The organism is Halomonas heilongjiangensis, from assembly GCF_002879645.1.
Lineage (GTDB): Bacteria > Pseudomonadota > Gammaproteobacteria > Pseudomonadales > Halomonadaceae > Halomonas > Halomonas heilongjiangensis.
Window position 1 is genome coordinate 42,018 of the sequence record NZ_PNRE01000047.1, and the last position, 25,090, is coordinate 67,107.

General features: G+C 66.1%; 20 protein-coding genes. 10 read left to right on the forward strand and 10 right to left on the reverse strand.

Annotated features, from left to right (window positions below):
* Nucleotides 1-8: 8 nt before the first annotated feature.
* On the forward strand, nt 9-1,292 hold the full coding sequence (locus C1H66_RS10685) for a nitrate regulatory protein (protein ID WP_102627869.1): 1,284 nt from the start codon (nt 9-11) through the stop codon (nt 1,290-1,292).
* A 54-nt stretch (nt 1,293-1,346) separates the two neighbouring features.
* On the opposite strand, the gene C1H66_RS10690 is transcribed toward C1H66_RS10685, so the two are convergent.
* From C1H66_RS10690 to C1H66_RS10705, 4 genes are read right to left on the reverse strand one after another with little or no spacing between them, the layout of a single operon-like run.
* The gene (locus C1H66_RS10690; RefSeq protein WP_240618276.1) at nt 1,347-1,733 is read right to left on the reverse strand and encodes an AtuA-related protein; all 387 of its coding nucleotides are present in this window, start codon (nt 1,731-1,733) and stop codon (nt 1,347-1,349) included.
* Nucleotides 1,720-3,123: an acyclic terpene utilization AtuA family protein gene (locus tag C1H66_RS10695; RefSeq protein ID WP_102627870.1), complete on the reverse strand. Its 1,404-nt coding sequence runs from the start codon at nt 3,121-3,123 to the stop codon at nt 1,720-1,722. The genes C1H66_RS10690 and C1H66_RS10695 overlap by 14 nt, the downstream gene beginning before the upstream one ends.
* On the reverse strand, nt 3,120-5,033 hold the full coding sequence (locus tag C1H66_RS10700; RefSeq protein ID WP_240618277.1) for a TRAP transporter permease: 1,914 nt from the start codon (nt 5,031-5,033) through the stop codon (nt 3,120-3,122). Before C1H66_RS10700 ends, C1H66_RS10695 begins: the two co-directional genes overlap by 4 nt.
* 22 nt (nt 5,034-5,055) lie before the next feature.
* Nucleotides 5,056-6,036, reverse strand: coding sequence for a TAXI family TRAP transporter solute-binding subunit (locus C1H66_RS10705; RefSeq protein WP_240618278.1), 981 nt, complete (start codon nt 6,034-6,036; stop codon nt 5,056-5,058).
* Between the two features lie 205 nt (nt 6,037-6,241).
* On the opposite strand from C1H66_RS10705, the gene C1H66_RS10710 reads away from it, so the two are divergent.
* The 4 genes from C1H66_RS10710 to C1H66_RS10725 all read left to right on the forward strand — a co-directional run bounded on the left by C1H66_RS10710 (nt 6,242) and on the right by C1H66_RS10725 (nt 10,941).
* Entirely contained in the window at nt 6,242-7,159 is a 918-nt protein-coding gene (locus tag C1H66_RS10710; protein ID WP_102627871.1) for a LysR family transcriptional regulator, read from the forward strand.
* 106 nt (nt 7,160-7,265) lie between these two features.
* The gene (locus tag C1H66_RS10715) at nt 7,266-7,697 is read left to right on the forward strand and encodes a GFA family protein (RefSeq protein ID WP_102627872.1); all 432 of its coding nucleotides are present in this window, start codon (nt 7,266-7,268) and stop codon (nt 7,695-7,697) included.
* Nucleotides 7,698-8,358: 661 nt separating this feature from the next.
* On the forward strand, nt 8,359-9,780 hold the full coding sequence (locus tag C1H66_RS10720) for a sigma-54 dependent transcriptional regulator (protein ID WP_240618279.1): 1,422 nt from the start codon (nt 8,359-8,361) through the stop codon (nt 9,778-9,780).
* Between the two features lie 276 nt (nt 9,781-10,056).
* On the forward strand, nt 10,057-10,941 hold the full coding sequence (locus C1H66_RS10725; protein ID WP_240618280.1) for a transporter: 885 nt from the start codon (nt 10,057-10,059) through the stop codon (nt 10,939-10,941).
* A gap of 99 nt (nt 10,942-11,040) precedes the next feature.
* Here the strand turns inward: C1H66_RS10725 and C1H66_RS10730 are convergent, their stop codons facing one another.
* The 6 genes from C1H66_RS10730 to C1H66_RS10755 all read right to left on the reverse strand — a co-directional run bounded on the left by C1H66_RS10730 (nt 11,041) and on the right by C1H66_RS10755 (nt 18,324).
* Entirely contained in the window at nt 11,041-11,712 is a 672-nt protein-coding gene (locus C1H66_RS10730; RefSeq protein WP_146010711.1) for a hypothetical protein, read from the reverse strand.
* Nucleotides 11,713-11,729: 17 nt separating this feature from the next.
* On the reverse strand, nt 11,730-12,425 hold the full coding sequence (locus C1H66_RS10735) for a C39 family peptidase (protein ID WP_102627875.1): 696 nt from the start codon (nt 12,423-12,425) through the stop codon (nt 11,730-11,732).
* Nucleotides 12,426-12,485: 60 nt separating this feature from the next.
* Nucleotides 12,486-12,902: a hypothetical protein gene (locus C1H66_RS10740; RefSeq protein ID WP_102627876.1), complete on the reverse strand. Its 417-nt coding sequence runs from the start codon at nt 12,900-12,902 to the stop codon at nt 12,486-12,488.
* Nucleotides 12,903-12,996: 94 nt separating this feature from the next.
* Complete coding sequence (locus tag C1H66_RS10745) at nt 12,997-14,190, reverse strand: hypothetical protein (RefSeq protein WP_102627877.1); 1,194 nt, start codon at nt 14,188-14,190, stop codon at nt 12,997-12,999.
* Between the two features lie 509 nt (nt 14,191-14,699).
* Complete coding sequence (gene cobA, locus C1H66_RS10750; RefSeq protein ID WP_102627878.1) at nt 14,700-15,617, reverse strand: uroporphyrinogen-III C-methyltransferase; 918 nt, start codon at nt 15,615-15,617, stop codon at nt 14,700-14,702.
* Nucleotides 15,574-18,324, reverse strand: a complete 2,751-nt coding sequence (locus C1H66_RS10755; protein ID WP_102627879.1) for a nitrate reductase — start codon at nt 18,322-18,324, stop codon at nt 15,574-15,576. The genes cobA and C1H66_RS10755 overlap by 44 nt, the downstream gene beginning before the upstream one ends.
* 414 nt (nt 18,325-18,738) lie before the next feature.
* Between C1H66_RS10755 and C1H66_RS10760 the strand changes: the two genes are divergently transcribed.
* From C1H66_RS10760 to nirD, 5 genes are all read left to right on the forward strand, one after another.
* A complete protein-coding gene (locus C1H66_RS10760) occupies nt 18,739-19,338 on the forward strand; it encodes an ANTAR domain-containing response regulator (RefSeq protein WP_102627880.1) in 600 nt (199 codons plus the stop codon).
* 26 nt (nt 19,339-19,364) lie between these two features.
* Complete coding sequence (locus tag C1H66_RS10765; RefSeq protein WP_102627881.1) at nt 19,365-20,402, forward strand: CmpA/NrtA family ABC transporter substrate-binding protein; 1,038 nt, start codon at nt 19,365-19,367, stop codon at nt 20,400-20,402.
* Nucleotides 20,403-20,654: 252 nt separating this feature from the next.
* Nucleotides 20,655-21,956 carry an NAD(P)/FAD-dependent oxidoreductase gene (locus tag C1H66_RS10770; protein WP_102627882.1) on the forward strand — a complete coding sequence of 434 codons (1,302 nt, stop codon included), beginning with the start codon at nt 20,655-20,657 and terminating at the stop codon, nt 21,954-21,956.
* Complete coding sequence (gene nirB, locus C1H66_RS10775) at nt 21,953-24,469, forward strand: nitrite reductase large subunit NirB (protein WP_102627883.1); 2,517 nt, start codon at nt 21,953-21,955, stop codon at nt 24,467-24,469. Before C1H66_RS10770 ends, nirB begins: the two co-directional genes overlap by 4 nt.
* Before the next feature lie 187 nt (nt 24,470-24,656).
* Nucleotides 24,657-25,028, forward strand: a complete 372-nt coding sequence (nirD, locus tag C1H66_RS10780) for a nitrite reductase small subunit NirD (RefSeq protein WP_102627884.1) — start codon at nt 24,657-24,659, stop codon at nt 25,026-25,028.
* The last annotated feature ends 62 nt before the right edge of the window (nt 25,029-25,090 follow it).

Consider the following 25,090-nt stretch of genomic DNA (forward strand, 5'->3'; position numbering starts at 1 on the left):
ACGAACCCATGAATCCTGCCGAACGCCTGTTACTCGCCGCCAAGCGCTGCGAGATCGACAACCTGGAGCACCTCGCCACCACCTGCGAGATCGTCGGAGACATCAGCCGCTTCATCCACGCACTGCAGAAGGAGCGCGGTGCCTCCAATGTCTACCTGGCTTCCCGTGGCGAGCGCTTCGCCGATCACCGCCAGGAGCGCGTCGAGGAGTGCCTGCAGACCGAGCGAATCATGCGCCAGCGTCTGGACACCCTGGCCAGTGACGGCAGCCGGCCGGCGGCCGGGGCCCGGCTGCTTGGGCGTATCGCCCGGGTCTGGTACGCCCTGGACAGCCTCGGCGCCCTGCGGGGCCACATCGAGACCCTGACCATCACCGCCGACGAGGCCACCCTGACCTTCAACCGGCTGATCAGCGGCCTGCTCTCGGTGGTCTTCGATGCCGCGGATACCGCCGGCGACCCCGAGATCACCCACGCCCTGGTGGCCATCTTCCATTTCATGCAGGGCAAGGAACTGGCCGGCCAGGAACGTGCCTGTGGTGCCATCGGCTTCACCGCCGGCGGCTTCGACACTCCCCATCGCCGGCTGCTGCGCCACCTCGTCGACGCCCAGCAGCGCTGCTTCGACACCTTCGCCGAGTTCGCCACGCCTCAGGCACGTCGTCGCTGGCACGAGGGACTTCCCCCACGCACCCAGGCCGGCGTCCAGCAGCTGCGGGAAATGGCCGGCAGCGATATCCCCCGCCCCGATACCCGTCGAAGTCTCGGGGAAACCTGGTATGAGCTGACCACCCGGCGCATCGACGCCATGAAACGGGTGGAGGAGGCCCTGGCCGACGAGCTCTCGGCGATGTGCCGTGACAAGATCGCCGTTTCACGCCAGGAGATGGCCGATCTCGTGGCCCTGCGCGCGACCCTGACGTCAAACGGCTCTTCGCCGCCCATGTGTCAGCAACTGGTCGACCTGTTCGACGGCGAACCCTGCCACGAGCTGGGCATCCTTACCGCCAATGCCGTCGATTCCCAGCTCAATCGCTCGCTGATCGAACTGATGCAGGTCCAGGCCTCTCGCCTCCAGGCCCTCGGCGACGAATTGGAGACCACACGCAAGGCGCTGCGCGAACGCAAGCTCGTCGAGCGTGCCAAGGGACTGATCATGGCCCACCAGGAGATGACCGAAGAGGAGGCCTACCGCTTCCTGCGCAAGGCCTCGATGGACCAGAGCAAGAGCATGGCCGCCATGGCCCGCTCCATCCTCGACCTCTCCGATATCCTGCAGAAACGGCGCCTCTGAGGCACGGCACCGGTACTGGATGGCCGGGCCTCGCGCCAGCGCGAGCTACACGGCTCAGTCCAGCAGTGCCGCAGGCAGCGTGAGTTCCATGCCCAGCAGCAGGAACGAGAGCGTCTTGCCATGGCCATCCAGGTTCAGGGCGCCGTTGACGCCGCCCTGCAACACGTCGTCGATCACCAGGTTCATGCCGGCAAGCCCCGGCAGCAGGTAGCGGCGCACGCGGCTGGCGCCGCGGTGGGCGAACAGCGCCAGCACCCGCTCCTCGGTGACCTGCGCCACCAGCGTCTCGTAGTGGCGCGGGTCATAGGCGAACAGCGCCAGGTTGAGCCGGTCGCCCTTGTCGCCGGCGCGGGCATGGGCCAGGCGATGCAGTGCCACGCCGGGGCGCTCGCTGCCGCACTCGCTCACGGCACCGGCCGTGGTCGCTTCAACGCGTGGCATGGGCTGGGCTCCTTTCGTCGGCCGGACGCGCATCGAACAGCGTGGCGAAGGCGTCCACATCGCTACGCTTGACCAGATAGGAAGACGTGCACACCCGCCGCTGGAACTGTCGGCGCACCCCGCCGCCGCCGGCCGGACCGGCGCAGTAGAGCGCCAGCAGCTCCTGAGTGGCGCGCTCCACCCAGCGTCGCTCGGCGTGCTCGGCGGCCAGCCGCAGGCGGTAGTCGCCGCTGGCGCTGCCTGGCATCGTGCGCTGCAGGTCGCCGGCATCGCTGTCGAAGACGCTGGCGTGGCCGACGATGTCCAGCCGCGAGCGCAACTCCGGTGGCGCACGAAATGTCAGCCGCTCGCGCAGCACCTCGGCGGCGAGCCGGGCCCGGGCCAGGGCGTTGGGCCCGGCGTAGGAGATCTCCGCCTCGCCCTGCCAGCCGCCCTCGTAGCAGACGGTGGTCTTGAGCCGCTGCGGGGCCGGCTTGCCGCGGATGCCGCTGACCGCCACCCGGTCGGGGCCGATCTCCTCCACCCGCACGGAGGAAAGATCCACCACCACGTCGGGCGTCAGGTAGTTGGCCGGGTCGTGCACTTCGTAGAGCAGCTGCTCCTTGACCGTGCGCGCGGTGACCATGCCGCCGGTGTCGACGGGCTTGGTCACCACCAGGCTGCCGTCCTCCTCCACCTCGATGATCGGATAGCCGACCCGCGCCAGGTTCGGCACCTCCTTGCGGCCGGGGTCGGCGAAGTAGCCACCGCTGACCTGGGCCCCGCATTCGGCGAGGTGTCCGGCCATCATGCCGGCGGCCAGGCGATCCCAGTCGTCCCAGGCCCAGCCGAAGTGATGCACCAGCGGGGCCAGGAACAGCGCCGGGTCGGCCACCCGGCCGGTGACCACCACCTCGGCACCGAGCTCGAGGGCCTCGACCAGGGGCGCCGCCCCCAGATAGACGTTGGCCGAGATCAGCGCCATCTCGCCGGGCAGCTCGCGGTTTTCCGCCTCCCAGCGCTGTAGCTCCAGCTCACCGAGGCGAGCGCGGATATCGTCGCCATGGACCCGGCCGATGCTCGCCCCGCCGCGCCCCGTACGGGCGGCCAGCTCGGCCACCACACGGCAGGCGCCATCCGGGTTGGCGGCACCGAAGTTGCCGAGGATCGCAATGCCATGGCGCAGGCAGTCGTCGAGCACCGGCGTCAGCAGCTCTTCCAATAGCGGCTCGAAGCCGGCCGAAGGGTCGTCGCGCATGGCGCGATGGGCGGCGGCCAGGGTGCGTTCCCCCAGGGTCTCGAAGACCAGGGCCGATGGCTGGCCACGGCGAATCAGCTCGGCCACGACGGGAATCGCCGCATCGGTACGGTCACCGGAGAAGCCGGCCCCGCTCCCCAACAGGAAGGTCATGGGTGGGTCTCCTTGGCGGTGATGCCGCCAGTGGTTACCGTCACGGCCTTCCTGGTGACGCTGAGCAGGTGGTGCCGACGACGCCCGTAGAGGCCCACCAGCACCAGCAGGGCGCCTGCCGTGGTCAACCAGCCTGGCGTCAGGGCCAGCCCGACCACCAGCACGAGTCCCGCCACGTCCAGCACCCGGCTGCCGGTGAGCGCCGCCCTGGACATCAGCGAGGCGAAGGCGACCACGAACACCACCCCCTGGGAGCTGGCCAGCAGGATGTCGACCGCGCTGCCGAAGCCGGCCAGGGCCGGGTAGATCAGCAGCAGGAAGGGAATCACGTAGATCGCCGCCGCCAGGCGCACGGCCTCCCCCGCCGCCGGTAGCCAGTTGGTGCCGGCGATACCCGCCGCGACGAAGACCGCCACGCACACCGGCGGCGTGATCACCGACAGGGTGGCGAAGTAGAACACGAACAGGTGGGCGATCAGCGGCTCGACGCCGATGGCGGTCAGCGCCGGCGCCAGCACCGAGGCCACCAGCACGTAGGCGGCGGTGGTGGGAATGCCCATGCCCAGGATCAGGCACACGCCGCCGACGATGAAGGCCACCAGGAACAGCGACTGCCCGCCCACGGTAACGATCAGGCTCGCCAGCGTCACGCCGATGCCGGTCATGCCGATCATCGCCACCAGCATCTGGGCACCGGCCAGCAGCACGCCGATGATCACCATGCCCTTGCCGGCATCGATCAGCCCCGCGAGCAGCTTGCCGGCGATCTCGCGCAGCGGCATCTTCGCCAGCAAGGCGAAGGGCACGAAGGTCAGCACCGTCATCAGGATGCCGTAAAAGGCCGCCATCTGGATCGAGCGCCCCGACAGCACGCCGTAGAAGAGCCCGCCCAGTGCCGCCAGGATCGGAATGATCCGCTCGGGACGCAGCACCTCCGGCCAGGTGGGCAGTTCGTCGTCGGGCACCACCTGCAGGTTGCGGCGCCGCGCCACCAGGTGAATGGTCAGGAACACGCCGAGATAGAACAGGATCGCCGGCAGCAGCGCGGCGAGCGCGATGCGCAGGTAACTCTCGCCGAGGATCTCGGCCATGATGAAGGCCGCCGCCCCCAGGATCGGCGGGGCGATCTGGCCGCCGGTGGAGGCCACCGCCTCCACGCCCGAGGCGAAGGGCGGCGGATAGTTGAGCCGCTTCATCATCGGAATGGTGAAGTTGCCGGTAGTGGCCACGTTGGCCACGGCGCTGCCGCTGACCATGCCGAACAGCCCCGAGGCCACGGTGGCGACCTTGGCGGCACCGCCCGGCGAGCGCCCGCTGATGCGCAGCGCCAGGTCCATGAAGGTCTGGCCGCCGCCGGTGTGCAGCAGCAGGCAGCCGAACAGCACGAAGGCGGCAATGGTCGTGGCCGCCACGCCGACCAGCATGCCCCATACGCCCAGGTCGCCGAGATAGAGCGTCTCGGTGATGTAGTAGAGATCGAAGCCGCGGTGCCCCAGCGGCCCGGGTATCGCCGCCCCGAGCCAGGCATAGGCCAGCCCCGCCAGCACCAGCAGCGGGAAGATCACGCCGATGGCGCGCCGCGACAGCTCCAGCACCGCCGCCACCAGCACCGCGGTGAACAGCATGTCCCGGGGCGATGCCCAGGGCAACTCGACCAGAATACGGTCGTGGTTCATGGCCACGTAGCCGCAGGCCAGCACCACGCCGACGGCCAGGCACAGGTCGACGGTCAGCCCCAGCGGCCGCCAGCGCTTGCCGGCCCCCAGCGGATAGAGCGTCAACCCCAGCAGGATCACCGACGCGAGAAAGACGCTGCGCTGGACCAGGCTCTCGAAGGGGCCGGTGGCCGAGGTATAGAGGATCAGCCCGCCCAGCATCAGGGCCAGCACTTTGGTCAGGTTCGCGCGCATGGCAGACTCCTATCGATAGCCGTTACTGGGCAGGCTTCAGGGCATCGGGAATCTCCAGGCCCTGCTCCTCGAAGTAGCGAGCCGCCCCGGGGTGCAGCGGCACCGTACCCACCTGCAGGGTCATCTCGGCGAGGTCGGCGTCACGGATGGCGGAGAAGGCATTGGCCTGGGGCTCGGGGTTCTCCATCACCGCCTTGACGATCTGATAGGCGATCTCCTCGTCGAGGTCCGGATGGGCGTGCACGGCGACGCCGAAGGCCCAGGTGGTGTAGGCGGGAATGCCGTCGCCGGCGCCTTCGGGAATATCGACGATGGCCACGTCCGGCATCTCGGCGCGCAACGTCTCGGCCTGCTCGCCCGAGAGCGATAGCACGCTGATCGGCGTGAAGGTGGCGATATCCATGCTCGAGCCATCGAGCTTATTGCCGACGCCGGACTTGGCCGAGCCCATGACGCGCCCATCCTTCATGGCATCGACGATATCGGTGGTGGAACCACGCACATAGTCGGGCGAGATGCCCAGAGTCCGCAAGACGGCCTCGGTGGTCTTCTCGGTGGCCGAGCCGGTAATGCCCGGGTTGAAGCGCACCCCTTCCAGCGCTTCCAGAGTGGCGACATCGGCATCCCGACGCATCACCACGTTCTGGGGCGCCACGGTATAGACCCACAGCAGGCGGCTATCCACGGGGCGACCGTCGAAATCCTCGAGGCCGGCGTAGGCATGGTAACCGGTGTTGGTGGTCACCAGCCCCATGTCGATCTGGTTGCGGCCGAGGCGGCGCAGGTTATCCACGGTGGCACCGGTCTCGGCCACCGAGGCGCTCACGCCGTCGACCCGGCTGTTGATGATCTGGTTGACGGCCACGAAGTAGCCGTAGTGGCTCGACGAGCTGGAGGTCGAGCCGATCAGCAGGCGTTCATCGGCCTGCACGGCGGACGCGGCGGCAAGCAGGCCGACGCTGGCGGCCATGGCGGTGAGCATCGTCTTGATTGGCATTTTCATGATGGCTCCTTGGCCCGGTGGTGGGCTCATTGTTGTGATGGCTTGTTGTGGTGACTTGTTGTGGTGACGGGCTGTGCTGAGCTGGGTACCGGAATGGTTGCTTGGCAAGCCGGATGTAGAGAAGAGTGGAAGTCCCAGTAGCAGAATGGTGGGCGTCGACAATTTTGTATATTGAATAGTTTTTAAAGTGTGTTTTAATTAATAAATGAATCCCAGCATTCAACAGCTCAGAGCCTTCGTCGCCGTTGCCCACTCCCGCAGCCTGGCCGAGGCCAGCGAGCACATTCATCTTTCCCAGCCGGCGATCTCCATCGCCATCCGCAAGCTGGAAGCGACGGTGGGGGGTCCTCTGTTCTCACGTACCACCCGCCAACTGGCACTCACCCCGGAGGGAGATGCCTTTCTGCCGGTGGCAGTACGCCTGCTCGACGACTGGAACGAGGCCTTCTCCGACCTCGGCGAACGCTTCTCGAAGCAGCGGGGCAAGGTCACCGTGGCGGCACTACCCACCCTGGCCGCGGGGCTGCTGCCGGGCATCATCGCCACCTTTCACGCCCACTACCCGCGCATCAACCTGAGCCTGCACGACGTGCTGGCCGAGCAGGTGAACCAGATGGTGCGGGAGGGGCGCGCCGACATGGGGCTTTCGGTGTCGCCCCAGGATTCCGAGGATCTCGTCTTCGAGCCGGTGCTCGTGGATCGTTACGTCGCCGTCTGCCCGCTGGGACACCCGCTGCTTGCGCAGACAAGCGTCGAGTGGGCTCAGCTGGCGAGACAGCCGTTCATCGGCATCAATCGACTTTCCAGTTCGCGCCAGGACATCGACCGCATCATGGGAGAGGTAGGCCAGCCACTGGATATCATCTGCGATGCCAGTCAGATCGCCACGGTGGGCCGCATGGTGGCCGCCGGCCTGGGGATCAGCGTGCTGCCTTCGCTCAGCTTTCGCCAGATCGCCTCGGAGGGTATCGACCACCGCCCCCTCGTGACGCCGACGATCCGCCGTGAGCTTGGCATCGTGACGAGGCGACGCCATCCACTCTCGGCGGCCGCCACGGCACTTCGGGAGGCGATTCTGGAAGAGGCGCTCGCCCGGGGCGAACCGACTCGGCCCATGGGCTGATGGTCGAGTCAGGAGAATCCCGCCATCAACGCCTAGACTGCAGAGGATCACCGCTGGCGGAGCATCCGCCACCACTTCCTTCCCAAGGAACGAGCAGGAGGAGAACATGAAGAATGGAATGACGGCCCGTGGCAGCTGCCTGTGCGGCGCGGTGCAACTGGCCGTGCAGGCCGGCCGGCAGAACATCGGGGCCTGTCACTGTCAGATGTGTCGCACCTGGGGCGGTGGCCCCCTGCTGGCCCTGGAAACCGTCACTCGGGTCGAGATGGAGGGCGAGGAGAATGTCACCGTCTACGCCTCGTCGGACTGGGCCGAGCGCGGCTTCTGCCGCCACTGCGGCACGCACCTCTTCTACAGGCTGAAGAGCGGCGACCACTACGCGATCCCCGTGGGGCTGGTCGATGGGGGTGAGGCCTGGACCTTCGATACCCAGATATTCATCGACGACAAGCCGGCCTTCTACGCCTTCGCGAACGCCACGCAGAACCTGACCGGCCAGGAGGTATTCGACGCCTTCCAGGGCCGAACCGACAGCTGACCGCCGGTGGCACCGCCCCCCGGCCGACTCGACCGGCCAGGCCGATACGCCCTGGCCGGTCCATGCGGCCAGCGGCTCCCACCCGCTCCAGCTTCCTCCTCCCCCATCAGGCGCGACAACCTGACTATCACGCCGCACTGCACGCACCTGCCACACGGAACCGGATAGCTCACTTCCAGGAGCAGCAGACAGCTCATGTGGAAAGCTTAGTCTCCATGATGATGAATGGTACTGAATCGCTATTTTCCCCATCGACACCATCGAAGTGAAGCACACCCTCATTGCGTGGAAAGCTCCAGGCAAATGAAATATCAGCGCTTTCATCTCATTACTCGCGACTCGCCTACCCCCTCGGCCAGACAGCCAGAATGTAACGCGACTTTACAACACTTAAAGCAAGAACAACACTTCACAGTGCTTCGTTGATCCCCCCACTATCCTTATGGCCAAAGAGCAGGAGGAGAGTATGTCACGGCATAAAAAAACACCGACATCGGCACGAAACAACCAAGCCCCCCATCATGCATTGACTTCGCTCCCCAGGAAGGGAAGACAGCGTGTGTCATGACATTCAAGGCCGCTTCGCCTGGCGCATGAATGGTAACTCGCCAAGGGACACAGTGAAAGCGAGGCCACGGGTATCACGGCAATGGAAGAGACAATGATGATGGACACATCAAGACGGCTCATCCTGATTGGAGAGAGGCGAATTTATCTGCATATAACAGCGACCATGACGCCCTACAAATGGTCAATAGACCATGCCGAGAGCACTTTCGACGCGGAAAGATTATTACAGAAAAAAAATTACCACACCGGCCTCATTATCTTGGAAAGCCATTCATCCTCCCACCATCAAGATATCGAAATCTTGATCAACACCGGAAAAACATTATGGATCGCACTGGTCGATAAAAAGTCATTACTCACCAAAGACATTCGTCGACTTATAGGCCAGCTATTCCACACTTACATCACCTTTCCACTGGATGAAGAAAAGGCCAATAACCTTCTTGAGAATGCAGCAGAAATGGCTCGAATCATGCCTAACGATGAGACAGCCAAGCCAGTCACAACTCATAAAGAAAATGATTATTGCATGGTCGGGGAATCGGCCACCATCCGACGCCTTTACAGGGATATCGGCAAGATCGCATCGGTCGATGCACCGGTATTGATAACTGGAGAATCTGGAACAGGAAAGGAGCTCACGGCGCGCGCCATTCATGATAATTCACCACGCAAGAAAGGCCCATTCAATGCCGTAAACTGTGGCGCACTTCCTTCCGGACTCATCCAATCCGAACTTTTTGGTCATGAAAAAGGCGCCTTCACCGGCGCCACTCATCGTAAGGAAGGCATCATTGAATCGACATGCAAAGGCACACTTTTCCTTGATGAAATAGGTGACCTCCCACTCGACATGCAGGTCAACCTTCTGAGATTTCTAGAGAATCACAGGGTACTCCGCGTGGGAGGCTTGACGGAGATCCCTGTTGATGTTCGAGTCCTGGCAGCCACCCATGTGAACCTGGAAAAGGCCGTCCAGGAAGGGAATTTTCGGGACGACCTGTATCATCGCATCAATGTCCTTCAGATCAATACCCCCCCACTAAGGGAGCGTCCGGAGGATATCGAGCCACTTGCGACTTTCTTCTTCCGCAAGTTCACCGCCGAGAAAGCCACGAAGGTACGCGGCTTCAGCCGTGAAAGCCTGGTCCTTATGCGTCAGTACGCTTGGCCAGGAAACATACGCGAACTCATCAACCGGGTAAGACGAGCGATGGTCATGTGTGACAAGCGATTGATCACCCCCGATGACCTGGGTCTGGAGAGGAGGCAGTACGCCTCTCGGCACCGTCTCACACTCGAGCAGGCTCGAGACATGGCGGAATGCGATGCCATCAAGGCGGCCCTCGCACGCAACAAGAGCAAGGTGATTCATGCAGCACGCGAGCTGGGTGTTTCCCGAGTCACGCTCTACCGACTGATCGACAAGCATGGAATCGATCGCTGCTGCGGTACCGCCGCGGATGAGGCCGATCTTTGCTCCGCGAACATCATCCGGTTGCCGTCCAGTTAGCGGCGGGGAGAGAAAACGGTGTGCCCCCTCGCTTTCCTCTACCGACAAGACAGTGCGCGAACTGCATGAAAAGGGAACAACGCCATGCTCATCCAAGCCAAGCAAGTCGTCTACGCAACCGGCCTCGTATCGCTGATCGGTTATGGTTCAGCGCTGGCCCAGACGCCCAACGGTGCACCTATCCAGCCTGTCGGTGAACAGCCCCCCGCACGGGAGTCTCAACCGGAAGTCCAGGCTATCGCCGAGTTCGGCGGTGTCCTGACCCCAAGAGGGAGATTGGTACTGGAACCAGAATTCCAGTACTCCCACGAGAGTATCAATCGCATGACCTTCGAGGGTGTCGAGATCCTCAGCACCCTGCTGATCGGCGTCTTCACCGCCCAGGATCTCGACCGCGACAGTTACACCGCTTCCCTCACCGGCCGCCTGGGCTTTACCGATCGGCTGGAGCTGGAAATGAAGATTCCCTATGTCTACCGGGATGAGACGAACAGGGTCACGGTGGCCGAGGTGGATCCCCCCTTCGATCTCGACCGCGAGCTCTCGGGCAACAGCCTGGGCGATATCGAGCTGGCCGCCCACTACCAGCTGAATCGCGGCCTGGATGGCAGCCCCTTCTATATCGCCAACCTGCGTTACAAGACGACCACCGGAAAGGGCCCCTTCGATATCCATCGCAACAGCGAAGGCACTCCCCAGGAACTGCCCACCGGCACGGGCTTTCACTCCATCGAGCCCAGTTTGACGGTGCTCTTCCCGTCTTCACCGGCCGTCTACTTCGCCAACCTGGGCTACATGTTCAACCTCGAGGACAATGTCAACGAGCGCGTAGGAGACATCTCCGTGGGCAAGGTCGACCCCGGCGATGCCGTACGCCTGAGCTTCGGCATGGCCTACTCGATCAACCCCAGGACCTCCTTTACCCTGGGCTACAAGAATGACTTCATCGGCAAGACCAAGACCCAGTATTTCGACCCTGATACGGGTGCATCGGCGACGCGCAGCTCCAATACGCTGAATGTCGGCTCGATGCTGCTGGGCTGGTCCTACCAGCTCAACCAGGATGTCTCCGTCAACCTGGGCCTGGAGTTCGGCATCACCGATGATGCCCCCGACACGACACTGACGCTGCGCATTCCCTTCGGTATGGATGTCTTCTAGGCTCGACGCCGGGCCCAGGAGTCGAAGCGAGAAGGCCGCCCACTGGGGCAGCCTTCTCGCTTTCGGTTCTGACAGCCAGTGAACCGGATGCCAGGTGGTTCAGCGCAGGATACCGGAGAACGAGTCGATGATCGCCGCTCGCTGCTTGGCGGCTTGCAGCTCGCCGACATTGCCCACCCGTACGCTGATGTCGATCCGCTGCTGGATATCCTGCCCCGAGGCGTTGCTCACTATCCCGCTGAGGATGGCATCCTGAGTGACCCGGTGCAGGGCCGCGGTGAACCCCTGGGCATCCTGGAGGGTGACGCCGGAGAAGTCGGCCAAGCCGGCCAGGTTGATGCCGGCCGGTGTCATGTCCACCACCCGAACTCCCGCCTCGGGCCCAACGCGGGTCGCCGTGCCACCGCGGTCGTTGAAGGATTGCGAGACGAGTTCCACACCGGACCGGGTGACATTCATCACCGAGATCAGCTGGACTTGATTGCCGATCCGCGTACTGAGTTCGGCACCGAATGCCAGCTCCATCCCCGCGATATTGAAGCCACCGCGAAGCTGCTCCAGTTCGTCTTCCTCCATGACCATGCCACGGTGGAAGATATCGTCGTCCCGACCGGCCGTCGCCGACTCGCCGAAAGGCGCTGTCCCGGTGCCGAAAGCGAGTGACGCCGAGACCATGAATAGCACGCCAGCAACGAGTCGCTGCCCCCGTCGGATCGATCCTCGCGGATCGCGACACCGTCCGTCGGCAAGCGTGGTGCAATGGGCCTTCATGCCATGCCTCCTCCTCGTTACCTGCCCAGTTCATTCATGCCCGGCAGGGTAAGCATGCTGGCCCCGATGCTCGAGCGCTGTACGCCGCGCTCGACGGGAGAAGCGGGCCGCACGGCCCAGTCTCGTTCATGATTGAAATGCCGCTGGGCGATCTCCAGCTCTTCCCGGGCACCGAGCACCGTTCCGTTCCAGAGCGTCTCGAAGTGCTCCCTGGGAACCACGATAGTGCCCGCCGCCGGGTCCCCTACCAGCACGTTGTGCTCGTCGACTCCCTTGACGACGACGAAGTGCTTGTAGCCAGCCGTATCGACCATGGTGATCGCCGGCACGCCAATCCGGATGAAATCGTCCAGCTCGATGCGGAAACCATCCGAGTTCAGGCCCTGGCTGTCCAGATAGCGCTTCATGTCCAGCATGGAAAAGCCATGGCGCTGGATCTGCTCGGCATCTCCGGCCCGGATCATCCACTCGAAGACCTCGGCTTCGGTAGTCTCGCGAGCGTAATGGTAGGTCAGCAGTGTCGCTACCGCCGCCGAGCCACAACTGTAGTCATACTGCTGCCGGATGACCCCGTCCCACCCCATCTCCTGCAGGCTCTTGGCCTCCACCTGGAAGGTACCAAAGTGGCTGGAGATGGTGACCGGTCCGGCATTGGCCGCGCACCCCAGCGACAACGACACGATGACGGCAGTGAATCCCCTGAGCACCCTCATGATACACACGCCCCTTCGACTGGCAGCGGACGACCGGTGACGTTTCCGGCACCGGCTGCACTAGTTCGAAATAAAGACACTGATACCGACGGCGTTGTTGATCGAGTTGCCATGCCCCGTCACGGCACTGAAGATGCCTGTGCCGCTGTAGCGGCCCAGGGCATTGCTATCGAAGTTGATATTTCCCGAGACCATGTTCCCGTTCACGACATTGAATGAGGAATCGGTGACGGTGGCGCTCATGTTCTGAACACTTTTCACCGTATTGAAATGGATGATGGCACCTTCTCTCCCCCGTGCCGCCTCCATCTCCTGAAGGTCGAGACTCTCCATGGCGGCAAACCCCGAAGATGGCGCTGTTCCGCTGTCGGCCACGCCGACCGAAGACATGCCCACCATCGACAACAGCACCGCAGCCAGAAACGCAGGGTAAAACCGGTAACGATATCCGAGTAGATTGAGTGATGTCGCCTTCATGGCCTGGACTCCCGGTATCCGATCCATACGGCTGATTCATCGAGGGAGCCGGTGGTTGAACCCACCGGCCCCCGGTTCCACGGCGTGCTTTCCGTTAGTTGCCGATATGCACACTGCTGTGTGCGGCAACGCTGGTGCCGGCCAGTTGCGAGTTGTAGAGGCCAGTGGAGACGTTCATGTTGTTGATGCCACCGAATACGCCTCCACCAACGGCCACCCTCGCCGCACCGGTTGTGAAGGAGGCAGCGCCGCCGTTGCCGCCGTCGCCGCCGGCCCCACCGTTGCCGGCCCTGGCCATGGCCTCGCCCGTGGAACCTTGGCCGCGACCGCCGTCGCCACCATTGCCGTTGCCGCCGTTGCCGGCCATCGCTTCGGCATCACCGCCGTTGCCACCACTGCCGGCGAACGCGGAACCCTCACCGGTCCCGGAACCGGTACCGGTACCGTTGCCCGCGCCGCCATCTCCCGAAGTCGCGGTGGCGGTGGAAGCCGAATCGGCCGCCGCGCTCTGATCGCCGCCAAAGGTCCCCGTCGACCCGGCGTCGGCGAAATCGTCACCGACCTCGCCGAGCGCCGCGAGGTTACCCGCGGCAGCGCCTGCGGCCGAGCCGGCACCGGCGTCGGTATCGCCACCTTGACCGGCCCCCAGGCCCAGGCCCAGGCCCAGCCCGGTGCCGGCGGCGTCGCCACCGTTGTCACCATCGCCGGCATTGGCGACCGCCTGTCCACCATCTCCACCGTTGCCGTTGCCACCGGCGCCGCCGACCCCGACACCGAGGTTCACCGCCGCCGCGGTCCCACCCGCGCCACCCGTCGCCGCGGAGGCGCCGAGGCCGCCATTGATGCTGAAGCCTGCTCCCACTACGGTGGAGTTCATCTCCTGTAGCGAGATCACGCTGGTGGAGGTGTTGTAGGACTCGCTCATCGCCCAGGCATCACCGCCACGGCCGACCGAGCCACCATTGCCGCCGGTTCCGGTGCCTGCGCCATAGCCGGCATAGCCATCGCCACCGGTGCCGCCGTTGGCGCCAGTGGAGTCGTCATCATTGGAATCGTCGTTGTTGATGCCACCGTAGGCATCGCCGCCGTTGCCGCTGCCCCCGACGCCCAGGCCGAAACCGGCACCACCCTCAGCGTTGCCGCTGTTGCCACCCACCGCCGTCGCGCTGGAGGCCACGTTCTGGTCGACCTGATCGGCAAAGCCGGCACTCGGGTTTGCATGAGCAGTGGAGATTGCCATCACCAATGCCAGCAAGGGAGTACCCGCCACTACCAGATACTTTTTCATGATCGTTTCTCCGTGATAAGTACGACTCAACCCTTCGATTTCCATTGCTGCGTCACTGCGAACCGGTGCTACTGCATCGAGGTGAGTCAGCACCCTTGAACGTCGATTCCCGCTCGCAGTCACAGACCCATGCAGCACGATCCATGCCACCACCGCCCACGGGTTTGCCAAGCCACTGGAAACCCGGGAGATAATGAGTCGTTCGTCAACGCCAGCCGGAGAGAAGAGGCGCCGGCCGAGACCGGAGCAGAGCCTTTTATGTATCACCGCTGAAACATGGCGGGAGCGGCTCGAGAAATCATGCGGATCATTCCCAGGACAAACATCGGGTTAACCTCACGTTTCTCGATGAAACGCCGCTGTTACGCAGAGGATATCCATCGCGTTTCCCGGCATTTCAGAGAGTTGGCTTACCGTACGCCCTGGCACCCCGCCGGCGAGTGCCCAAGCGGGATTGTCGCGGTGGTCAAGCCTGGTAGTGGAGGTGGGGGTATCGTGGTGAGGGCGTTTCATGCCATCTCGGGCTGGACCTGCCGCCCGGCCCTCGCCGGGCTGGCCTCGACCATCCGTACCACGCTGCCGACCACGATGAGACACGGCGAGGGCAGCGGCGCGGCGGTGAGCCTGTCGGGCATATCGGCCAGGGTGCCGACGAGGGCCTCCTGCCCGGGCAGACTGGCATTGGCCACCAGCATCATCGGCCAGTCGCCGGGTAAGCCGGCGCGTCTCAATCCGGCACAGATCGCCGATACCTTGGAGAGCCCCATGTAGAACACCAGGGTCTCGTCGCGGCGAGCGAGGCCTGCCCAGTCGGGTTCGCCGTCCTCGCGGCACAGCTGGGCGGTGACGAAGCGCAGTTGCTGGGCATGGGCCCGGTCGGTGAGCGGGATGCCCATGCCCGCGCAGGCCGCCGATGCCGCGGTGATGCCGGGCACGATCTCGGCGGGCACCTCGGCCTCGGCGAGGGCGGCGAGTTCTTCGCCCATGCGCCCGAACACCCCGGGATCGCCCCCCTTGAGGCGCACCACCGACTTGCCCTCGCCGGCCAGCCTGACCAGCAGGTCGCCGATCTCGGCCTGGGGCACGCTGTGGTGGCCCCGGGCCTTGCCCACATAGTAGCGCTCGCGGCCGACGGGAATCAGCGCCAGCACCTCATCGCCGACCAGGCGATCGTAGACCACGGCATCGGCCTGCATCAGCAGCCGCGCGGCCTTGAGGGTCAACAGCGCCACGTCGCCGCTGCCGGCCCCCACCAGATAGACGGTACCGGGACGGCAATCGCCATCCCGTGGCAGCAGGATGCCCTGCCCCCCGGTGCTTCCCCTCACCCCCTCCAGGTACCGACTGGCCACGGCGCCGAGGCGTGCCAGGGCGCTGGGGACATCAGGCAACGTCAATGCTTTCAGGCTTCGGCTCAGCGCGCGCATGGGCCCTCTCCTCTTCGGCACTTTCTTCGATAAGGGATTTCAGTTCGGGGATGCAGCTGCCGCACTGGGTGCCGCAGGCCAGCCGGGCGCCCAGCGCCTCGACGCTGGTGTCGCCGGCGTGGATGGCGGAGACGATGGAGGACCGGCCCACCTGGTGGCAGCTGCACACCACCGGGCCGCTATCGGCGGCGCCATCGTCGCAGCCGGCGAGCAGGCGTCGGCGACGGGCCGCATCCAGCGATTCGCCGCGGGCGCTCTCCTGGAAGCGCTCGTCGAGCCAGGCCAGGCCGGGAAGCTCCCGGGGAGGCGCCACCATCAGCCACCAGCGCAGGCGACCCGCCTCGATCCCCGCGGCGCGCAGGCGTCCACTGGCCGGGTCTTCGCACCACAGCGCCGGGGCCACCGGCAGGTGCGCGCTCAGCCAGGCCAGCCAGTCGGGACGCTCGCCCGACCGACCGCCGGCCAGTTGCCAGCGCTGGCACCCGCCGAGGGGAATGCGCGCCCAGTAGCCGGCGGTGTCACACCAGTCGGCGTCGACCGCCAGGTCGGCGGCCACCAGCAGGGTCGCTTCCCAGCCGGCCGCCAGGGGTTCGAGCGAGACCGCGCCATGCTTGGATTCGGGTTGTCCGGAAACGGGGTCGCGATGCGCCTCCAGCAGTCCCCCCATGCTCGCACGACCGCTGAACTGGCCGGTCCAGTGCATGGGCACGAAGACCTCGCCACGGCGCTGCCCCTTGGAGACCCGCACCCGGCCGAGGTAGTCGTCGCCGGCGCCGGTCAAGCGCGCCAGTTGCTGATCCTCGATGCCCAGGGCCTGGGCATCTTCCGGGGTGAGCTCGATAAAGGGCTCGGCGCGGTGGTTCATCAGCCGCGGCGCCCGGCCGGTGCGGGTCATGGTGTGCCACTGGTCGCGCACCCGGCCGGTGTTGAGGCGCAGCGGCCGTGCCTCGCTCAGCGCCTGCTCGGGCTCGCGGGGCCGCACCGGGATCAGCCTGGCCAGGCCGTCCGGGGTGGCGAAACGGCCATCCTCGAACAGCCGCGCCGTCCCTTGCGGTGCCCGGGCCGTCACCGGCCACTGGATCGGCGCCAGGGCGTCATAGGCCGCCCGGTCGAGCCCGGCCAGGCCGGAGATATCGAACAGCCGCGCGGAGTCGGCGCCGTCCCGGTTCTCGAACCCCGACAGCCGGGCATGCTCGTCGAAGATCTCGCCCGGGTGCTCGAAGGCGAAGGCCTCGCCGAACCCGAGCCGGCGGGCCACCTGGGTGATGATCCACCAGTCGTGACGCGCCTCGCCCGGCGGCGGCAGGATGCCGCGCTGGCGGGAGATGCGCCGCTCGGAGTTGGTCACGGTGCCGTCCTTCTCCGACCAGCCCGAGGCCGGCAGCACGATGTCGGCATAGGGCAGCAGGTCGGTGTCGGCCACGCACTCGGAGACGATCACCAGCGGACATTTCTCGAGTGCTGCCCGTACCCTATCGGCTCTCGGCAGGCTCACCGCCGGGTTGGTGGCCATGATCCACACCGCCTTCACCTCGCCCCGTTCGATCGCCTCGAACAGCTCCAGCGCCTTATGGCCCGGCCCGTCCGGCACATCCGGCGTCAGGTGCTCCGTGGCCCAGAAGCGGGTAACGCGGTCGATGGCACCGGGGCTGTGGTAGTCCATGTGAGCGGCCAACTGGTTGGCCAATCCGCCCACCTCGCGGCCCCCCATGGCGTTGGGTTGGCCGGTGATCGAGAAGGGCCCGGCGCCCGGCAACCCGATCTTGCCGCCGGCCAGGTGGCAGTTGATGATGGCATTGCACTTGTCGGTACCGCTGGAGGACTGGTTGATTCCCTGGGAGTAGAGGGTCACCACGTGCAGTTGGCTGGCGAACCAGTAGAAGAAGGTCTCGAGGCGTTCCGGGTCGACATCGCAGTCGGCGGCGATGGCCTCCACCGCGCCGTCGCCCTCCCGGGCCGCGGCCAGGGCGTCATCGAGGCCAGTGGTGTGCTTCTCGAGATAGACGCGGTCCAGCCTGCCCTTGTCGGCCATCCAGGCCAGCAGGCCGTTGAACAGCCGGGCGTCGCTGCCGGGCTTGAGGCCCAGGTAGAGGTCGGCGATCTCGCAGGTGTCCGTCACCCGGGGATCGATCACCACCACCCGCATCAGCGGGTTGCGACTCTTGGCGGTGCGCAGGCGCTGGTAGAGCACCGGGTGGTTCCAGGCCAGATTCGAGCCGACCAGCACCACCAGCTCGGCCTCCTCGATGTCCTCGTAGTTGCACGGCACCGCATCGGCCCCCAGGGAGCGCTTGTAGGCGGCGACCGCCGAGGCCATGCAGAGCCGCGAGTTGGTATCCAGGTGTGGCGTACCGAGAAAGCCCTTGAACAGCTTGTTGGCGACATAGTAGTCCTCGGTGAGCAGTTGCCCCGAGAGATAGGCCGCCACCGCCCCCTTGCCGTGGTCGCGGCGAGTCGCCTGCAGTCGCTCGGCCACGGCGTCGAGTGCCGTCTCCCAGTCCACCTCGGCACCGTCGACCCGCGGACGGGTCAGTCGACCGTGGTCTCCCAGGGTCTCGTGCAGTGCCGAGCCCTTGACGCACAGCCGCCCGAAGTTGGCCGGGTGATCGGCATCGCCGTCCACCCCGGTGATCCGGTCGTTCTCCACGCAGGCCAGCACGCCACAGCCGACGCCGCAGTAGGGGCAGGTGGTTCGGGCCTGATGCATGACGATCTCCTGTCGCGGTAGGTCTGGAAACGGCGACGCCCGCCAACACCCCCCTGAGCAGGGGGCCGTTGGCGGGCGTCGTTGCCTGGTCGGAGAACCGGCATGGCTCTCCTTACCGTGTGATCAGCTAGTGCCACCCCTCAAGCAACACACATGCCATGCTGTAATTTCTGCTGTCACTCCAAAGACCTGGGACTCCCTCGCCCCTCCTGCCGGGAACCATGCCCCCGCCCGCCGCACCAATGACTATCATGACCGGCCACACCATGCACCACCCTGGTGCCGACAGCCCTCGACACGACGGCCACGCCTCCCTCCCACCCGCCCGGAACTGGCGTCCCGCCTCGAGGTAGCGGTAACTGGAATGCATCTTGCAACGCAGTAAACGCACGCAACACGACGAGCGACACAGCCATGCCACCACCCCTGAACATCCTGCTGATCGACGACGAGGTCGTGCGCGCCGCCATGGTCGAGGAGGCCCTCACCAGCGAGGGTCATACGGTCATCTGCCATCTGCAGAGCCCGGCGAGCCTCAACGAGATGGTCGCCCGCCACCAGCCCGACGTGGTGATCATCGACATGGAATCGCCCGATCGCGACACCCTGGAGAGCATGGCCCTGCTCAACCGCGAGAACCCGCGTCCGGTGGTGTTCTTCGCCGACCAGCACGACCCCGACACCATGCAGGCGGCACTGCAGTCGGGCGTCAGCGCCTACGTGGTCGACGGCCTGGTGCCCGGCCGGGTCAAGGCCATCATCGAGGTCGCCATCGCCCGCTTCGATGCCTTCCAGTCCATGCGCCAGGAACTCGACCAGGCGCGTAACCAGTTGGCCGACCGCAAACGCATCGAGCGCGCCAAGGGCCTGCTGATGAAGCACCAGGACTGCGACGAGGAGCAGGCCTATCGCATGCTGCGCAAGCTGGCCATGGATCGCGGCCAACGACTGGCCGAGGTCGCCGACAGCGTCATCGACATTCTCGAACGCCTGAACACTCGATCACCCGAGTAGGGGCCCCTGTCATGAAAGAGACAGCCATGAGCACGACGGCCATGCCGCCATCCCCCGAACTGGAACGCCTGACCCTGGGCTTCATTCCCCTGCTGGATGCCGCCCTGCTGATCATCGCCCGGGAACAGGGTTTCTTCGCCGAGCAGGGCCTGGAGGTCTCGCTGTCGCGGGAGAACGCCTGGTCGACGCTGCGTGACAAGGTCGCCGCCGGCCTGCTCGATGGTGCCCAGATGCTGGCGCCACTACCGCTGGCCATGAGCCTGGGACTGGGCCGGGCGCCCTGCGATGCCCGGGCACCGATCATCCTGAGCCGCAACGGCAATACCCTCACGCTCTCCGAGAGGCTCTGCCACGACAGCGGCGCGGCACTCGGCGCGGATCCCGCGACGGGCGCACGCGCGCTGGGCGACTGGCTGCGCCGGCAAGCGGGCGAACGCCGCCCCCGCCTGGCCATGGTCTATCCCTTCTCCTGCCAGCACTATCTGCTGCGCGAGTGGCTCTCGCTGGCGGGCATCGACGCCGAGCGAGGGGTGGAGCTCATCGCCCTGCCGCCCCCGCGCATGGTGGAAGCCCTGCAGGAGGGGCGCATCGACGGCTTCTGCGCCGGCGAGCCCTGGGGGACCCTGGCCCGCCACCGCGGCGCGGGGCGGCTGGTCGCCACCGGCGCCCAGTTGTGGCCCGACCATCCGGAGAAGGTGCTCGGCGTGACCGGCTCCTGGGCGCGGCGCTACCCGGCCACCCAGGCGGCGCTGATCCGCGCCCTGGCGCGGGCGAGCAGCTGGCTCGCCGACTCCCCCGAGCATGGGCGCCGGGCCCGGGACTGGCTCGCCCTGCCGCCCTATCTCGACCGCTCGATCTGCCACCTCGACGGCCTGGGGCTGGACAGCGCGCCGATCCACCAGCGCCTCCACGGCGAGGGGGTGCTCCGCCCCAGCCCCGCGACAGCGGGCCGCTTCGCCGAGCACCTCGGCCGGCACATGCGCGACCACGGGCGCACGCTCGATCTGCATACCCTGGAGGAGTGCTACAGCCCTGTGCATTTCGATGCGGCCACGCACCACTGATGTGCAACAGCACTCCTGACCGGGACGGCATCGGCATACCACCCCGCTCACAACCACATGAATCAACTTAAAAAAACTGAACTTCCTGGCATTCTGGCCGGATTCTTGACTGAGTAACGACACCAGGCGATCAACGGCGATCGCACGCCATATCATGACGAAGACGTCTCTGCGCACTCCCCCAGGGGAGGCGACGCCGAGGCGTCTTCTTCGTTTCATCATTTCCGCATCAAAGAAGAGAGGTGTCAGGACATGCGTCATCGACATCCCGATTCCCCGGCGACCGAGCACCTGGTGATCGTCGGCAACGGCATGGCCGGCCACCGGCTGGTCGAGACGCTGCTCAAGCGCGACGACCGCCCCGCCCGCATCACCGTGATCGGCGAGGAGCGGGTAGCGGCCTACAACCGCATCCTGCTCTCGCCGCTGCTCGCCGGTGACATGACCCGCGATGCCCTGACCCTGCGCGAGGCCGACTGGTACACCGAGCAGGGCGTGGAGCTGATCCTCGGCGAGCGCGTGGCGACCCTCGACTGCGAGGCACGCCGCCTCACCACCGATGCCGGTCGCACCCTCGGTTACGACCGCCTGGTACTGGCCACCGGCTCGCGCCCGGCCATGCCGCCGCTGCCCGGCCTGGAGCTCGACGGGGTACGCGCCTTCCGCGACCTGGACGACGCCGCCGCCCTGACCCGCACCGCCGAGGCCGGCGGCAACGCCGTGGTGATCGGCGGCGGCCTGCTCGGCCTGGAGGCCGCCGAGGGGCTGCGCAAGCGCGGCATGGCCGTCAGCCTGATCCAGCGCGACGACCGGCTGATGAACCGCCAGCTCGACGCCACCGCCGCCACCCTGCTGGAGGCGGAGTTGACCCGCCGCGGCCTGACCATCTTCACCGAGGCCAACATCGCCGCGCTCCTCGACGACGGCCAGGGCCGGGTGCACGAGGTGCGCCTCGAGGACGGCACCCGGCTGCCCGCCGACTGCGTGGTGGTGGCGATCGGCATCACCCCCAACGCCGAGCTGGGCCGCCAGGCCGGACTCGCCACGGAGCGCGCCATCCTGGTGGACGCCCACCTGACCACGTCCGACCCGGCGATCCACGCCCTGGGCGAGTGCTGCCAGTTCGAGGGCCAGCTCTACGGCCTGGTCGAGCCGATCTGGCGTCAGGTGGACGTCCTCGTCGACCGGCTCTGTCAGCGTCCCGGCGACGCGCCCGTGGCCGGCTACCGGGAGGCCCCCACCGCCACCAAGCTCAAGATCAGCGGCGTCTCGCTCTATGCCTTCGGCCCCATTGATCCCGATGACGGCCACGAGGTGCTCGCCTACCACGACCCCGAACAGGGTGAGTACCGCCGCCTGCTGCTGCGCAACGGACGCATCGAGGGTGCCGTGCTCTATGGCGACACCGCCATGGGCCCCTGGTACTTCGAGCGCTCCCTGGCCGGCACCGATCTCGGTCCCTGCCGCCAGGCGCTGCTGCTCGGCGCCGCCGACGCCCAGTTGCTTCTCGACTCCCCCGAACCCCAGGACAGCCCCCTGAAGGAGGCCGCATGAACACGCCAAATTCCGACAAACAGCAGTTGATCATCATCGGTAACGGCATGGTCGGCCACCACCTGGTCGAACAGCTGGTCGAGCGTGGCGCCACCGAGCGCTACCACGTCATCGTCTTCGGCGAGGAGCGCCACCTGGCCTACGACCGGGTGCACCTCTCCGAGTACTTCAGCGGCCGCGATGCCGACTCGCTGGCGCTGTCCACCGCCGACTACTACGCCGAGCACGGCATCGAGCTGCGCCTGGCCGAGGCGGTGACCGCCATCGACCGCGACGGCAGCGAAGTGCTGACCCCCCAGGGCCGCTACCGCTACGACCGACTGGTGCTGGCCACCGGCTCCTACCCCTTCGTGCCGCCGATTCCCGGCAACGATCGCGACGGCTGCCTGGTCTACCGCACCCTGGAGGACCTGGACGCCATCCGTGAAGCGGCCGAGACGGCCACCACCGGGGTGGTGGTGGGCGGTGGCCTGCTCGGCCTCGAGGCGGCCAACGCCCTGCGCGGGTTGAATCTCGACACCGCCGTGGTGGAATTCGCCCCGCGCCTGATGCCGATGCAGGTCGACAGCGAGGGCGGCGAACTGCTGCGCGAGAAGATCGAGGCGCTGGGCGTGCAGGTGCTCACCGGCCGTGCCACCCAGGAGATCATCGATGGCGAGGCTAGCCGCCACCGCATGGTGTTCCAGGACGACAAGGTGCTGGAGACCGACCTGATCGTCTTTTCCGCCGGCATCCGCCCCCGCGACGAGCTGGCCCGCGACTGCAGCCTGGAGATGGGCGAACGCGGCGGCGTGGTGATCGATGACCGCTGCCTGACCAGCGACCCGGCCATTCTCGCCGTGGGGGAAGTCGCGCTCTGGAACAACAGCATCTTCGGCCTGGTGGCCCCCGGCTATCAGATGGCCAAGGCCGCCGCCGCGACCCTGCTGGAAGGCGGCATGACCTTCGGCGGCGCCGACATGAGCACCAAGCTCAAGCTGATGGGGGTCGACGTGGGCTCCATCGGCGATGCCCATGGCGACCGCACCCCCGGGGCGCGGATGTTCCGCTACCTCGACCCGCTCAAGCAGCAGTACCGCAAGCTGGTGGTTTCCAGCGACGGCAAACGCCTGGTGGGCGCCATGCTGGTGGGCGACAACAGCGTCTACGACACCCTACTGCAGTACTACGCCAACCGCATGGAACTGCCCGAGGACCCGGCCTCGCTGATTCTGCCGAGCAGCGAAGGCGCTCCGGCACTGGGCCCCGATGCCCTGCCCGAGGCCGCGACCATCTGCTCGTGCCACAACGTCACCAAGGGCGACGTCTGCGCCACGATCGACGGTGGGGCGGTAGACCTCGCCGCGGTCAAGGGCGAAACCAAGGCCAGCACCGGCTGCGGCGGCTGTGCGGCACTGCTCAAGAGCCTGGTCGACCATGAGCTCGAGAGCCGCGGCGTGGAGGTCGACAAGTCGATCTGCGAGCACTTCGCCCATACCCGTCAGGAGCTCTACGACATCGTGCGCGTCGAGGGCATCAAGACCTTCGGCGAGCTGATCGAGAAGCATGGCGCTTCACATACCCCGGGCCTCGGCTGCGATATCTGCAAGCCGGCAGTGGCCTCGATACTGGCGTCCTGCTTCAACGAGCCGATCACCGATGCGGCGCATATCCCGTTGCAGGACACCAACGACACCTTCATGGCCAACATGCAGAAGAACGGCACCTACTCGGTGGTGCCGCGCATTCCCGGCGGCGAGATCACCCCGGACAAGCTGGTGGTGCTCGGCCAGGTGGCCCAGAAGTACGGCCTCTACACCAAGATCACCGGCGGCCAGCGCGTCGACCTGTTCGGCGCACGCCTCGAGGACCTGCCGGACATCTGGGGCGAGCTGATCGAGGCCGGCTTCGAGACCGGTCACGCCTACGGCAAGTCGCTGCGTACGGTGAAGTCCTGCGTCGGCAGCACCTGGTGCCGCTACGGGGTGCAGGACAGCGTGGGCATGGCGATCCACCTCGAGAACCGCTACAAGGGCCTGCGCTCGCCACACAAGATCAAGTTCGCCGTGTCCGGCTGCACCCGCGAATGTGCCGAGGCCCAGAGCAAGGACGTCGGGGTGATCGCCACCGAGAACGGCTGGAACCTCTATGTCTGCGGCAATGGTGGCATGCGCCCGCGCCACGCCGAGCTGCTGGCCACCGACCTCGACGACGAGACCCTGATCAGGACCATCGACCGCTTCCTGATGTTCTACGTGCGCACCGCCGACCGCCTGCAGCGCACCTCGGTATGGCGCGAGAACCTCGAGGGCGGCCTGGACTATCTCAAGGAGGTGATCCTCGACGACAGCCTCGGCCTTGGCGAGGAGCTGGAAAGCCAGATGCAGGCCGTCATCGACAGCTACGAGTGCGAATGGGCCAACGCCATCAAGGACCCGGAGAAGCTCAAGCGTTTCCGCAGCTTCGTCAATGATTCGCGCCCCGACCCGGACATCATCGTGACCGAAGAGCGCGGCCAGCTCCGCCCTGCCTGATGAGCCGGGCCCAACGCCCCTGGTCAGCCGATAACAAGCGCCGAGGCCGCCCCTCCGGGGTCAGACCCCAACCGGGTTACCGAGGCCAGTGTCGTGCCGTTCGCGGGCGGCATCACCGCCGCCGGGGTCTGACCCCGGAGGGTCTCCCCGCGCCGGCAACTCGCCAACCGAACACAAGGAGTTTTCCATGACCAACGCCACTGCAGCCAAGACCATGACCCAGACCTGGCAATCCCTCTGTGCCCGTGCCGCCCTGGTGCCGTTCTCCGGCGTCGCCGCCTGGGTGGAAACCGCCGAAGGGCCGGCACAGGTCGCGCTCTTCTACCTCCCCGGCCACGAACAGGAACTCTACGCCCTGGACCATCACGACCCCTTCTCCAACGCCAACGTCATCGCCCGCGGCATCGTCGGCGACCTCAAGGGCCAGCTCGTCGTCGCCTCACCGATCTACAAACAGCACTTCCGCCTGGAAGACGGCCAATGCCTGGAAGACGACAGCGTCGCGCTGCGCAGCTGGAAGGTAAGCTTCAAGGGCGATGAGGTGTGGATCGAGGCGTGAGGAAGCCGCCGGTACTCGGGGAGTGCCGGCGGATAGAAGCGGTGGATGCTGGTGGTGAGACT